This window comes from Ekhidna sp. (assembly GCF_965228795.1).
Classification (GTDB): Bacteria; Bacteroidota; Bacteroidia; order Cytophagales; family Cyclobacteriaceae; genus Ekhidna.
The window spans coordinates 1,117,639-1,130,681 of record NZ_OZ245839.1; the positions used below are offsets into that span (position 1 = coordinate 1,117,639).

The window sequence follows — 13,043 nt, forward strand, 5'->3', positions numbered from 1 at the left end:
TTTTAGTCTAGATATTTAACACCAAATCGACCCGTTTTTGGTTCTATTGATGCGGGGATAACCTCTTCGTCAATCATCTCCAACAGGTCAATTTCAATATTACGCGTGATAGTAGAAATGGGAGTATCTGCGGCTCTGCCTTCAAAAGGATCTTCAGTAACAGCCCCTGACTTTTCCAAAATCGTAAATACAAATGAAATGGCTATAGACATGGGTATAGCCCCCCAACCCATTTCTGTAGTCAAGGCAAAGGGCAGGCAGATCACAAATAGCCATAGGAAAACGCCGGTAAAGTAATTGTAGTAATAAGGAAAAATGGTACCCTTAATCCGCTCTGCTTTCCCTTGTAAATCGTAGAATTCTTTGATGACATTGGCCAATTCCATGTGTCGGAAGTCCTCTATGATTTTTTCTTCATAAGCTTCCTGAAGTCTTTTCCCTTGCTTGTGCAGTATTTGAGTAGGTTTATTATGAAGTTTCTTCAGCTCTTCGATTTCATCCTCCTCAATATATTTTTCCAACTCGTCCCAATGGTTGTGCTTTCTAAGGTGCATTATGAGTGCATAAAGCCAGCCTATATGACGTTTGATCAATTCGATCCTCCAGGCCTCAACTTTTTTATCTTTGACTTTGCCTTTAGAGAAATGACCCGAAGAGAATGTGCAGATCATTACTCCGAATGTCCGACTTGCATTGACAATTCCTCCCCACACTTTTCTTGCTTCCCACCAGCGATCATATGCACTGTTGTTTCTAAATCCTAGAAATATGGCTAGTGCACCACCCAAAATGGTAACAGGAACAACGGGTAGTGTAAATGGATCAAATGTGAATATCTCCCCGAACTTATACTGAACAGTTGCTCCAATCGAGATAATGGTAAATAGAAAAATGTTTTTCCTATTGTAGAAAGCAATGCCAAAAATTTGCTTGAATGGGTTGTCTGAATACTTGATTAACATCTACGCCAATAATTTTAGGAAAGTATCTGAAGTAGTGTGGCACCACTTTCTGAATTCATCTCCAACATCTTTATGATTTGGAAGATAGTCTAACAAAATCTCTAAGTCAAAAATTTCGCTTGACACTCCAGCACCTGCTTTTTTGGCATCAAGTGCATTACAAGCTTGCTCATAATGTCCCGCTACAGGAACCATTAAAATAGGTTTACCTAGATACATAGCCTCGCAGACAGACTCAAACCCGGCAGTGGTAAGATACCCTCGGCATGAAGACATGAAATGGATAAACTTTTCGTCATCCAATTGATGAAAAGTCAAGGTTTCATCCACTTTTAACTCAATGGGTTCATCTCTTTTATCCCAAAAGCAATGGATGTGCACTTTTGGATATTTTTTATGAAATGCTAAAACTTCCTCTGAGTAACCATGATTGACCATGTACACTAAAAAGTGGTCTCCCTTGGTGATATTTTGTTTTTTTATCGACTCTCTCAATAGCGGTGGAACAACGAAAATCTTTTTTCCGGATTCATTTTCCATTTTTTGAAATGATAGTGCCAGTATCTTTTCAGCTCCGTAAGCCGCTAATTTATTTCCAAGCAAGAGTGAGGCTTTATCATAAATTCGACCTTTTGGAAATTCAAATTTTGAATGATTTAGTAAAAACTGATGCGCAAGTGCAATATGCTTTGTCTTCGGTTTTTTCACCAAAAAAAAGAACCCACTTAGGAAATCGTAAAAATTGATAACAGCATCGGGCTGCTCCGTCTTAACTATTCGATCAATTTTATTAATGCTTCGTAAGAATGTACGAGCCTTACTAAGATTTACAACCAGCGTCTTAAAAACACTTACAGATTTATTGCTTTTATCAGTTACAAAATTCGGACTTTCCAGTTGGGTGATGGACGTCTTTATTTGATCCAAAAAAAATGAGGGAAGTTCTCTCCGTTTACTTTTCCCAACGATCACATGAGTCACTTTATGACCATTGGAAGTAAGGATGTGAAATAGGGAGATGGCCTGTGTCATATGCCCTCTTCCTTCGCCTTGAACGATGAAAATGTATTTCAATTGATCCAGCTATTTAGCTGGCAAACTTAAGTAGAAACTCAGTGCCTTCTCCAATCTGGGACTTTGCGGTAATGTTACCTCCATGCTTCCTCATTATTTGTTTGGAGAGACTCAGGCCAATACCGGATCCGTTTTTCTTAGTAGTAAAAAATGGAATGAATATTTTTTTCAATGCTTCTTCTTCGATACCTGTACCATTATCTGCCACAGAGATAAAAGCTCCACCACCTTCAATAGGCATTGCTGTGATTGTTAGCGATTTATTTTCTTTATCTGATGCATCTAAAGCCTGAACAGCATTTTTCACTACATTGATAACCACTTGTTCAATTTGCTCACGGTCAATATTAACAGTTAAGCCGGGCTTTACTGAGCAGTTTACCTCAATTTGGGCTTGTTCGATATCTGGTTTTAGTAGAACCAGAATGTGCTTGATCATGTCTTCAACCTCATGGAATTCAAGATTCGGATGCTTGATGCGAGTCATGTTTCTAAAGTCAGAGACAAACTTTATTAGACTCTCACTGCGGTTATGTATGGTTTTCACAGATAAATAGAAGTCTTCAATGGTGTCATCAGTTAGCTGATTGACGTCCATGTCGTTTTCTAAAAATTCAGCAAGTTCTTTTTCTACTGTTTCAGCAAGAGAAGAAATAGGAGTCACCGAATTCATGATCTCATGAGTCAATACCCGAATAAGGTTTTGCCATGCCTCCATTTCTTTTTCTTCCAGTTCAGACTGGATGTTTTGGATGGAAATGAGCTTAAAGGGTTTTCCCCTTAGTGATAGCTCAATAGCATAGACAGCTAGCTGCACTTCATCTTCATTTTTCACAATCTTTACTAAATCCCTGCCCCCTGTACGTAGTTCCTTAATTGTTTCCAATAGAGCAGGCTGATCGCGACCAATTTGTGTAATGTTTTTTATGAGTTTCAATCCCAATAACTTCTTTGCCGCATTGTTCATGATTTGGACCTCCCCGTCATCATCAAAGGTGATTATGCCAATTCCGATGTGCTGAACAATGGTTCGTAAATATTGATGTTGAGCTTCTTTGTCAGCTCGTATCTCCCGAAATTTCCTTAAAATTTCATTGAATTCATGGTACAGCAAATCCCTACTAGAGCCTGTTTTGCGTTCCGGGTATGTATTCGTGAAATCATCGTAATGGATACTTTCCAGAAAATGCACAATCTCACGATTGGACTTTTCAAGAAAACTGTAGAGGTAGTACCCCTGAAAAGCAACCAAACAGAACACCAGAAATTTGGTAAAGAAATACGACTCTGAGTAATACAGATGTGTAAACAAAAACATGGTGAGCAGGAGTAGTATCATCCTGCTGATCAACTGAAATCTAAATGACTTATAAACCATGTTTTTCTAATCTTCTATATAATGAAGCTCGAGTTAAACCGAGCTCTTTGGCAGCCTTCGATATATTGCCTTCATACTTGTTTACAACCTTTTGAATGGTCATCTTTTCCATATCCTCCAGATTATAAGAGTCTGGTTCCAAAGAAAGGTTGCTGTCCGGTTTCTGAGAAAGAAAGAAAAAATCTTCTGGCATTAATTGAGAGTTGTCACTCATTATGATTGCCCGCTCAATGGCATGCTGAAGCTCTCGAATATTTCCGGGCCATGGATACTTTTGAAGCTTACCTACTGTAGATGCAGCTACACTATCGATATTTTTGCGGTATTTACCGGCATACATTTTCACGAAATGGTTGGCCAGCATTTCCATGTCTTCCATACGTTCCCGTAATGGAGGTAGTTGAATTTCTACCGTGTTGATCCTATATAATAGATCTTGCCTGAATGTGTTTTCATTCACCATTTCATATACAGGCATATTGGTAGCACTGATAAGTCGTATATCCACAGGTATTTCCTGGTTACTTCCTATCCGTGTGACCTTTCTATTTTGAATAGCAGTCAGGAGCTTTGATTGCAAGGGCTGACTTAAATTTCCGATTTCATCAAGAAATAAAGTACCACCTGAGGCAACTTCAAATCTTCCTGCCCGATCTTCTTTTGCATCCGTAAATGATCCTTTTTTGTGACCAAACAGTTCACTTTCAAAAAGCGACTCGGTAATGGCTCCCATATCGACCCCAATGAATGGCATGTCTTTTCTTAGGGATTTTTGATGGATTGCACGTGCAATCATCTCTTTTCCGGTACCATTTTCTCCAAGAATTAGCACGTTTGCATCAGTAGAAGCTACTTTGTCAATGAGCTTAAATACTTTTTTGATGGCATCACTTTCGCCGATGATGTCTTTGAATGCTTTACTGCTATCTGCCTGAAGCGTTTTACTGGTTTGCTTCAACTTTGACACCTCATTCCTGCTATTCTTAAGCCTTGCAGCACTGGATAGGGTAGCTAGTAGTTTCTCATTTTGCCATGGCTTCAGTACAAAATCGGTAGCACCAGCTTTCAATGCTTTTACTGCCATTTCTACATCTCCGAAAGCAGTGATGAGTATCACTACTGCCTCAGGGTCTTTTTCCAAAATTTGCTCCAACCAATAAAAACCCTCTTTACCACTAGTTGTGTCCTGACTAAAGTTCATATCCAGGAGAATCACGTCGAAGCTATCATTATTGACAAGAAAAGGGATCTTTCGTGGATCCTTTTCAATGACTACTTCTTTAATGTGTTTTTTGAGCAGCATCTTAGCTGCTAAAAGCACATCTTCATCATCATCAATAATTAATATCTTGTTTATTTCTTGTTCCACTTTGTTTCAGGTTTAGGATTATAGAATTGCTACAACTGTGCCAAGACACAAAAAAGGTATCTAAGGCTTGATTTGGAGATAAAGCTAAACAATTACTGTTCGAAAACGAACATGTATTATGGGGTATTTGTTACGAAACCGAACATATTGCCAAGTCCGAGAACAGGTAGCCCTACTACGTGATAAAATTCAGCTTTACTTTTCTCCCATTTTGTAAATGCTTCGTAATATTCAGTTTGAGCCTCAATGTATTTATCCTGTTGGATATTCAGTTTGAATAAATCGGTTTCTCCATTTTGAAGATTAATGATTTCAGCTGCTAGGAGTCTTTGGTAATTGTTTGAAACACCTAGGTACTGATCCAGGAGATCTTGTAATGCCACACTTTGAGCATATGCGCCAAGCACTTCGTTTTTTAGTACTACCTGGCTTTGTGCCATCTGAAATTCATTGCTTCGCAGCTTCAACTGAGTTTGCTGAATCTTTCCACGCTCCTTACGAAGAAGAATTGGAAATGAAAAGTCTAAACCCATCTTGTAATTATCACCAAAACTAGGCGTGCTGGATTCTAATTCAGGATTGATAGGAGCATCTATAAATGAGTAGGATAGGTCTATTTGTGGTTTGATGCTTTCACGAGCCCATCGCATATCTGCATTCAGTTGATTTCTTTTTCCCTCAAGCTTTGATATTTCAGGGTTGCTGGTAAGCGCAAATTCAATTGATTCCTTTACTTCTTCATCCTTAGGTGTAGCGAAAAGAGATGTAGAATCCGGAAGTACACCCGGAAGCAGTTCCAAAGTAGCAAGATTTTCAGACCACAAATGCTTTGAGAGATTAAGTTTTGCTAGCTCAAATTCCAATGTTGCTTTTCGATAATCGACGGTGCGTTTCTGAAAATTGATTTTGGCTTGTAAAGTATCAACCACGGCTGCCTCTCCAAATTCATAATCAATTAAAGTTCGATCAAAAAGATTCTGAGCCAGGACGATTGCCTGGCGCATTAATGCTTGCTTTTTACTAGCCAAATACCAATTCCAATAGTCTTTTATTACGGTGAAAAGAATCTTGTTTACTTCTTTGATTTGTTCAGCCTCTGCTATTTGGGAGAATGCCTCTGCCTTTCTAATGGCATTTCGCCTTTCATCAAAAAACAACCCTTTTCCAAGTGGGACTGAAACTCCAACTGTCACTTGTTCAACGTCTGAAGTGGCTGATACTACATTACCAAAATCATCTGTCGTTGACTTTATGAAGTTTTGAGGGTTTAGAAATTCACCACTGTTTCTAGTGAATTCAACTTTTGGGTCAATACCGATCCATGTAGGAATTTTAAAGGAGGTGTTTAGCAGGTTATAATACTCTTTCTCCTTGAATTCCTTCAGGCTATAGTCCGCCTCAAGCTTAGGATCTAAATTCCCTCGAGCTTCACGAAGCACAGCAGCAGCTGTTTCATCTAATAGATTTGCTTGTTTTACTACAGGATGATAGGACAGTGTCATTTTTATGACGTCCTCAAGCGATAGATAGGTTGTATCTATCACAGTCGTTGAATCCTGCCCAAATATGGAACCGGAAATAAATAAGACAATGAATGCAAATCTTTTCATTTCTTATCAAACGTTTCAGGTGTCTCACCATCCTCATATATCATAGGAGGGAAGCCATTCATCTGTCGCCAGATTTCATACCAAATCGGAACATTATTAAGCATTACCCATCCTTTAATTCCTGAACCAAGTCGTAGTTGCTCCGGCCAGGGTTCATCCTCCGGGTCGGGTTTCACCAAAATACGAAACATACCGTTTTTGCTTTGTACCCGGTCAATGATAGCAACCACACCTCCGAATGTCCCAACAGAAACATTTGGCCACCCTGAGAATTGTAATGCAGGCCAACCGTCAAATTGAACCCGTACTTTTTTCCCGGAAGAAATCAGCGGTATATCCATTGCTTTTACATACATCTCTACCGCCTTATCTTCGGATTCAGGTAGAATGGTCGCAACTGCATCTCCCTCTTTAATGGTTTCTCCAATACCAACCTTTATGGCCTTAACAACATATCCACTTTGTGGAGCAATGATTTGATACTGCTCCCTTCTGATCATCACATTGGAAAGCTCATTCTCCATTTTAGAGATCTCAGCAATCGTTTCGTTTAATCCAGAAATGGTTTCATTCAGATTGGATTGTGATTTACTGATCTTATCCGTGTAGTCTGCTTCTATTGATGTCAATTCCAACACAGCGTTGGCTAAATCAGCTTTTCTTTGAAGCCATTCATTCTCTGCTTTCAATACTTTAGCAGCACTCATTTGAAACTTGGACTCTATCTCCTGGTATTTGGTAAGAGTAATGTTTCCGGCTTCATATCGATTCTTATTTCGGTCAAAAATGCTCTCGGCATTTTCATAATTCACCTTTTCCGCCACAAACTCAAGGCTATCAGCCTCTAATTTGAGTTTTGCCTGTTGTAGCTTATTCTTTGCCTGACTTGTTTTGGCTTTAAGTGCCATTTCAAGTGCCATAATCTGGTTTCTCAAAGCAGTAACCTTATTCATTTTGGCATCTCGTGAATTTCGTTTTGCCTCGAGCTGCTCTTCAATTCTTACCACCAAATTTGGATCGAAAAACTTGTCTTTAATCTCAGCAATCGTCAGGAGATTATCACCTTTACTCACATAATCACCTTCTCTGATATGCCATTCAGTAATACGCCCTGCGATGGCAGACTGTACCATTTGAGGTCGATTTTGAGGATTCAGCGCGGTTAATGTCCCTTTCCCCCTAATATTTTGCTGCCATGGTAGAAATAGGATGATAATAAGTACAGCAGTCAAAACCATTAAAACCTTGGCCACAGTTCGCCCTACACCCGGAGTTTTTAGTGTCCTGAGGGAATAAAGATGAGTTTCTGAAAGTTTATCCAGATGATCCATTAGTAGATTTCTTTAACGATTTCTTCTTTCTTAATTAAGTCGTCGAATGCTTCTAAAGCTTTTGCTTCACCACCTTCAAGGTATAGTACCCGGTCACATGCTGCCATAACCAGCGGATCATTTGAAACAACAATCAATGTCCATTTTTTATCTTCCCTAGTCAGCATCTCTATTAATTTGAGTCGATCACCTTTGGTGAAATTGCTGAAAAAATCATTGAGAATAAGCATGGCAGGTCTTTTTGCCAAACATCGAGCTAAAATCAACTTATTGACAAAAGAAGAAGAAAAGCCCTTGCCGGCACTTAACATTTGGGTATGCAACCCATGGTCAAGTGCATTGATCTCTTTCATTAATCCAACCTCCTTAATTGCATCTATAGCATCATTGATATCAGAAGTTGGCTTACCTACTAATATATTTTCTAAAATAGACCCTTCAAAAATGTCTTCTTGCGAGACATTTTTACCAATCCTGTCTCGGATATATGTGGAATCCAGATCTCTCAGGGATAAATCATTATAAGTCAAAATACCTTCATAATTCTGATGAATCCCGGCAATAATGTTAGTTAATGTGGTTTTTCCAGCTCCACTACCGCCACTTATGCACAAAGTTCCACCTTTCGGTATTTCAATATTTAGGTGCCTCAAAGAAGGTTTTTTTGACTCTGGATACGTGTAGGAAACATCCTCAAGTTTCACATCTAATCCATCTTCCATTTGAGATTGCGGGATGTCAATTCCTCCTGGTCGTTCCAAAGGCAGGTCGGTAACATGCGATATTTTATCAACAGCAGTTAGCATGTCATAGACTACATCCATGTACATGATGATCTTCTCTACAGAGCCAAGTACCAAAATGATAATTACTTCGGAAGCAACAAATTGACCCAATGTTATCTCTCTCTGAACAACGAGAATTGTACCTAGAATTAAAAGCCCACCTGTTACAATCGCTTTAAATAGAAGAATAAATGAGTACTGTGAAATCAGAACTTTGAAATGAGCACTTCTATTTTTTAAATAGTTATTTACATAGTAGTCAGTTTTCTTAAGCGGAAGTATGGTATTTCCGGCTAGCTTAAAGGAGTAGAGGGTTCGTGCCATCTCTTCCAGCCAGTAGACCACTTTGTATTTGTACTTCGATTCTTGAATAGAACTCTTAAGACCTTTCGGACCGGTTAAATAGAAGATCAGGAATAAGAGTCCTAATAAACCCAATCCAAAGATGATGAAGAATGGGTGATAGAATGAAAGTAATAGTAGCCCAAATAGAATCTGAATTACCCCTGTTGAAAGATCAATTAAGAGTTTGGGAAGCCCTTTTTGAAGTGTTAGTACATCAAAAAACCTGTTCATCAATTCAGGCATATGCAGATTTAAAACAGATTCCATTTTAATTCTGGGAACACGGAAAGCAAATTCAAAAGCTGCTTTAGTGAAAACTCTTCGCTGCAAATATTCCACAACAGTGATTTGTAGTACTTGCAAAACGCCAGTACCAAGAACCCCCAGAATGATCAATGTGATGAGTAAGTAAACAGAACTGAAAACTACTCCTCCTGAAATTAGCTCAACTGCAGCCTGTATACCTAGCGGAAGCGTCAAACTGACCAGTCCAATAAGAGCTGCATATACATAGACATAGAAAATATCTTTTCTATCTGCAGATAGCAGATTGAATAAACGCTTAATTGGTGTGATTACTGACGCATCTTTTTCAGAAGTAAAACTTTGGTAGGCAAAGCCTGTCAATGTAAATATTTCACCGTTTGCATTCGTTGAGAATCTCAACTTACTAAAGTCAGGAGTTCTAAGCTCACGTAATTGACCACCGGGAGTAATGAATTCCAGGATGATTTCCTTCTTTTTCTTAGTGATAAAAGCCGGGTGAAAGCCATCCTGCTGAATGAAGACAATAGTCGGAGATGCAGTATCGGAGATAAACTCATTAAGAGTATCTCTCTTCATGTATTTTTCGAACAGAACAATGCCGCTTTCATTGCCTGCTTCTATAAGATCTCTCTGAAACTCTGACAACTCATCATCATCATAAGATCTTGAAATGATATCTACTCGCTCCAGTTTTGATATATTGAGGTCTATATCAAGTTTGGCCGAGCATTCTTGTAAACACCTTATAATTTGCTGGTTCGTCATTTTCTAAGCGAGTTAAAAATCAGGGTGGTTAGAAATTCAAAGTTTCTTTCGTAAAGATCTTTATCATTTTTAAGATCGGATAATCGAGGAAGATGCTGTGCGAAAAAAATTTGTTGGTGAGCAGCCTCCAAACAAGTACTTGTGAGTGAGTTTGCAAATTCAAAATCAGGATTGATTTCTTTCATGTAAGAAGATATAGTCATGCAAAGTGACTTGTAACCCTTAAACAAGCCTTCTTTATTGATCTCGTCTACATTTTTGGTAAGGTAGGTCTTATCTGACTCATTAATCACAATGTGCTGCAATACGCTTTCACTAATCCCTGGGAAATTATCGTCATCGTTAAGCTTTCGGGTTATGAATCTGATTGCTATTTTCAACTTCTCTTCAGGGTCGGAGATATTATGTGTTTCAAAAGTGATTCTATACTCAATATAGTTCCAATACCATGCAATTAAATAAACCAGAAGGCGATGTTTGTTCTCAAAATATCGATAGATGGATGCTTCTGTGGAGCTAATGACTTTAGAAAGCTTCTTAAAAGTGAAAGCTTCGAAACCAATCTCATCTATTAGAAAAATGCTCTCATTTACTATTTTTTGGCCCAATTCAGTAGTCTGAGGATCTCTTAAATAGAGTGCAGGACTTAGTTGTATTTGAAGTTTTGCTATCATCGCATGTTATTAGACTATCAAATATAATAGTAAAGCTATCATAACGGTAAATTTTCTTATTGGTTTAGATTTTTTTTTCAATTGAAGTTTTACTAATATTGAAGTCATTAGTCCTTTTTATTTTGAGTTTTTGACCTTTGGGTTCAGGTGTTAGTCCTCCTGAACCTTTTTTTATGCCTTTCTCTCAAGGCAATTGTTTCCCCACTTCTAAACACATACCATCATACATTCAAGTGATCGAATACGAACACTTTTCTGTACTATTCTGTACATAGTGTGCGTGCTCATTTTAGCAAAAATGCTCCTAATAGGCTGTTAAATAGACTTTTACGATTAATGGCATTCTTATTGGCATAGTAGTCGGTCGAAACCTAAACGACCAAATTGTCAATGGACAGAAAGATTAAAAAGAAAAAGTGGACGCCTAAGAAGATTGCGATTTATTGTGCATCTGGACTACTTGTAGTTTTTATTGGGTACAATTTTTTCCTATCTGGTGGAGGAACCAGACTTAATGTAGAAAGGAATAAAATCAACATCGCTACGGTGATCGAAGGTGATTTTCAGGAATTCATACCTGTAGATGGAAATGTTCTTCCAATTAAAACCATTCGACTTGATGCGATTGAAGGAGGGGTTGTTTCTAAGAAGCATTACGACGGAGGTATTCTTGTAGATAAAGGAGATACCATTCTCGAATTGGCCAATAATGCGCTTCTTCAAAATTTTGTAAGGGAAGAAACCCAAGCATTTCGCTTGATGAATGAGGTAGAAAATACGAAACTGTCCCTCCAAAGAAATCAATTTGACCTTAAGAGAAATCTTTTACAGTTGGATTATCAGATAGATGCTGCTAAAGATGCTTATGAGCGAGGAAGAAAATTATACGATGACAGTATCATTTCGGAGCAGGAATTTCTCAATCTAAAAAGGGAGTATGAGCGACTCGTTGATAACAGGAAGATTCAGGTGGAGTCAAATAGATTCGATTCCATTGCTTCTGTTACACAAATCAGGCAATCGGAAGCTACTTTGGAGCGCACTAGAGAAAATCTTGAGATGATCAAGCGCAATCTGAACAACCTCTATATCAAAGCTCCTATCGATGGCAGATTGTCAACCGTAGATGTAGAAGTGGGAGAATCCATTGCTCCCGGACAGAACATCGGACAGATAGATGATTTAAATGGATTTAAGGTTCGTGCAACTATTGACGAACATTATATATCTAGAATATATGCGGGACTGAATGGAACGTTCACATTTGCCGGAGGTGATTTCGGTTTAGAGATTAGAAAAGTGTACCCTGAAGTGAACAATGGTCTGTTTGAGGTAGATATGGCATTTGACACGATTCCGAATGGAATTCGTAGAGGTCAAACACTTCAGATCAGACTACAGCTTAGTGAAAACATAACTGCTGTTCAGATTCCTCGAGGAAGCTTCTATCAGACAACTGGTGGAAACTGGATATTCGTAGTAAATGAAGATGAGACTGAGGCGGTGAGAAGGGATATTCGACTGGGTCGTCAAAACCAACGATACTACGAAGTGGTGGAAGGATTGCAACCTGGAGAGAAAGTTGTTGTCTCTTCATACAGAGGATATGAGGATAAAGATATCCTGGTGATAAAGTAACCAATTGAACAAAAGAAAGTAATTAAATAGAACCTAAAGACTAAACTCAATAATATCATGGAAAACGCTAAAGCACTTATTCAAACAAAAGACTTAAAGAAATTTTACTACACAGATGAAATTGAAACAACAGCACTTGCGGGTGTAAACCTAACCATCAAAGAAGGGGAGTTTGTTGCAATCATGGGGCCATCTGGTTGTGGTAAGTCGACACTACTCAACATAATTGGACTATTGGACAACCCATCTGAAGGAGAGTTTCACTTTACTGATTTGGAAATCTCTGGGTACAAAGAGCGTCAGCGTGCTGACTTGAGAAAGGCGAACATCGGTTTCGTATTTCAGAGCTTTAACTTGATCGATGAACTTACTGTTTTTGAAAACATTGAGTTACCATTGATTTACTTGAAGTACTCTGCCGCGGAAAGAAAGAAAAGGGTAGAAGAGGTGATGGAGCATATGAAAATTATGCATAGAAGAAATCACTTCCCACAGCAACTATCCGGTGGTCAGCAACAGCGTGTTGCTATCTCCCGAGCTGTGGTTGCAAAACCTAAATTGATCTTAGCGGATGAGCCTACTGGTAACTTGGATTCTGCAAACGGACAGGAAGTAATGAACCTTCTTACTGAGCTTAATGAAGCTGGGACTACAGTAATTATGGTGACTCACTCTCCGGTAGATGCAGAATACTCTCACAGAGTGGTTCATTTATTTGATGGTCAGATTGTATCTGAAAACATCAATGCAAAAGAAGCTTTAGTGTAATTCTCTTCATACTTACACAAAACAGTACCCCATCTATCCGGTTTGGATAGATGGGTGCACTGTAACCTTGAAAACCT

At 38.6% G+C, this 13,043-nt stretch carries 10 protein-coding genes; 2 read left to right on the top strand and 8 right to left on the bottom strand.

Annotated elements, in window-relative coordinates; translation table 11 throughout:
• Positions 1 to 2: 2 nt before the first annotated feature.
• The 8 genes from ACQK2H_RS05100 to ACQK2H_RS05135 all read right to left on the bottom strand — a co-directional run bounded on the left by ACQK2H_RS05100 (position 3) and on the right by ACQK2H_RS05135 (position 10,560).
• On the bottom strand, positions 3 to 962 hold the full coding sequence (locus tag ACQK2H_RS05100) for a bestrophin family protein (protein ID WP_425390389.1): 960 nt from the start codon (positions 960 to 962) through the stop codon (positions 3 to 5).
• On the bottom strand, positions 963 to 2,036 hold the full coding sequence (locus ACQK2H_RS05105; protein ID WP_425390390.1) for a glycosyltransferase family protein: 1,074 nt from the start codon (positions 2,034 to 2,036) through the stop codon (positions 963 to 965).
• 13 nt (positions 2,037 to 2,049) lie between these two features.
• A complete protein-coding gene (locus tag ACQK2H_RS05110) occupies positions 2,050 to 3,375 on the bottom strand; it encodes a sensor histidine kinase (protein ID WP_425390391.1) in 1,326 nt (441 codons plus the stop codon).
• Between the two features lie 28 nt (positions 3,376 to 3,403).
• Positions 3,404 to 4,717, bottom strand: a complete 1,314-nt coding sequence (locus tag ACQK2H_RS05115) for a sigma-54-dependent transcriptional regulator (protein ID WP_425393125.1) — start codon at positions 4,715 to 4,717, stop codon at positions 3,404 to 3,406.
• 182 nt (positions 4,718 to 4,899) lie between these two features.
• The gene (locus ACQK2H_RS05120) at positions 4,900 to 6,393 is read right to left on the bottom strand and encodes a TolC family protein (RefSeq protein WP_425390392.1); all 1,494 of its coding nucleotides are present in this window, start codon (positions 6,391 to 6,393) and stop codon (positions 4,900 to 4,902) included.
• Positions 6,390 to 7,724 carry an HlyD family secretion protein gene (locus ACQK2H_RS05125; protein ID WP_425390393.1) on the bottom strand — a complete coding sequence of 445 codons (1,335 nt, stop codon included), beginning with the start codon at positions 7,722 to 7,724 and terminating at the stop codon, positions 6,390 to 6,392. Before ACQK2H_RS05125 ends, ACQK2H_RS05120 begins: the two co-directional genes overlap by 4 nt.
• Positions 7,724 to 9,886: a peptidase domain-containing ABC transporter gene (locus ACQK2H_RS05130; RefSeq protein WP_425390394.1), complete on the bottom strand. Its 2,163-nt coding sequence runs from the start codon at positions 9,884 to 9,886 to the stop codon at positions 7,724 to 7,726. Before ACQK2H_RS05130 ends, ACQK2H_RS05125 begins: the two co-directional genes overlap by 1 nt.
• Entirely contained in the window at positions 9,883 to 10,560 is a 678-nt protein-coding gene (locus ACQK2H_RS05135) for a TetR/AcrR family transcriptional regulator (RefSeq protein ID WP_425390395.1), read from the bottom strand. The genes ACQK2H_RS05130 and ACQK2H_RS05135 overlap by 4 nt, the downstream gene beginning before the upstream one ends.
• 390 nt (positions 10,561 to 10,950) lie before the next feature.
• Between ACQK2H_RS05135 and ACQK2H_RS05140 the strand changes: the two genes are divergently transcribed.
• Complete coding sequence (locus ACQK2H_RS05140; RefSeq protein WP_425390396.1) at positions 10,951 to 12,198, top strand: efflux RND transporter periplasmic adaptor subunit; 1,248 nt, start codon at positions 10,951 to 10,953, stop codon at positions 12,196 to 12,198.
• A 57-nt stretch (positions 12,199 to 12,255) separates the two neighbouring features.
• Positions 12,256 to 12,966 (top strand): ABC transporter ATP-binding protein, encoded by a 711-nt coding sequence (locus ACQK2H_RS05145; protein WP_350207692.1) that lies wholly within the window; start codon positions 12,256 to 12,258, stop codon positions 12,964 to 12,966.
• The last annotated feature ends 77 nt before the right edge of the window (positions 12,967 to 13,043 follow it).

Excerpts from the sequence above, each read along its gene's own strand:
- ACQK2H_RS05130 (WP_425390394.1), bottom strand. The coding sequence starts at position 9,886 with ATGACGAACCAGCAAATTATAAGGTGTTTACAAGAATGCTCGGCCAAA.
- ACQK2H_RS05140 (WP_425390396.1), top strand. The coding sequence starts at position 10,951 with ATGGACAGAAAGATTAAAAAGAAAAAGTGGACGCCTAAGAAGATTGCG.
- ACQK2H_RS05145 (WP_350207692.1), top strand. The coding sequence starts at position 12,256 with ATGGAAAACGCTAAAGCACTTATTCAAACAAAAGACTTAAAGAAATTT.
- ACQK2H_RS05135 (WP_425390395.1), bottom strand. The coding sequence starts at position 10,560 with ATGATAGCAAAACTTCAAATACAACTAAGTCCTGCACTCTATTTAAGA.
- ACQK2H_RS05115 (WP_425393125.1), bottom strand. The coding sequence starts at position 4,717 with ATGCTGCTCAAAAAACACATTAAAGAAGTAGTCATTGAAAAGGATCCA.
- ACQK2H_RS05100 (WP_425390389.1), bottom strand. The coding sequence starts at position 962 with ATGTTAATCAAGTATTCAGACAACCCATTCAAGCAAATTTTTGGCATT.
- ACQK2H_RS05125 (WP_425390393.1), bottom strand. The coding sequence starts at position 7,724 with ATGGATCATCTGGATAAACTTTCAGAAACTCATCTTTATTCCCTCAGG.
- ACQK2H_RS05120 (WP_425390392.1), bottom strand. The coding sequence starts at position 6,393 with ATGAAAAGATTTGCATTCATTGTCTTATTTATTTCCGGTTCCATATTT.
- ACQK2H_RS05110 (WP_425390391.1), bottom strand. The coding sequence starts at position 3,375 with ATGATACTACTCCTGCTCACCATGTTTTTGTTTACACATCTGTATTAC.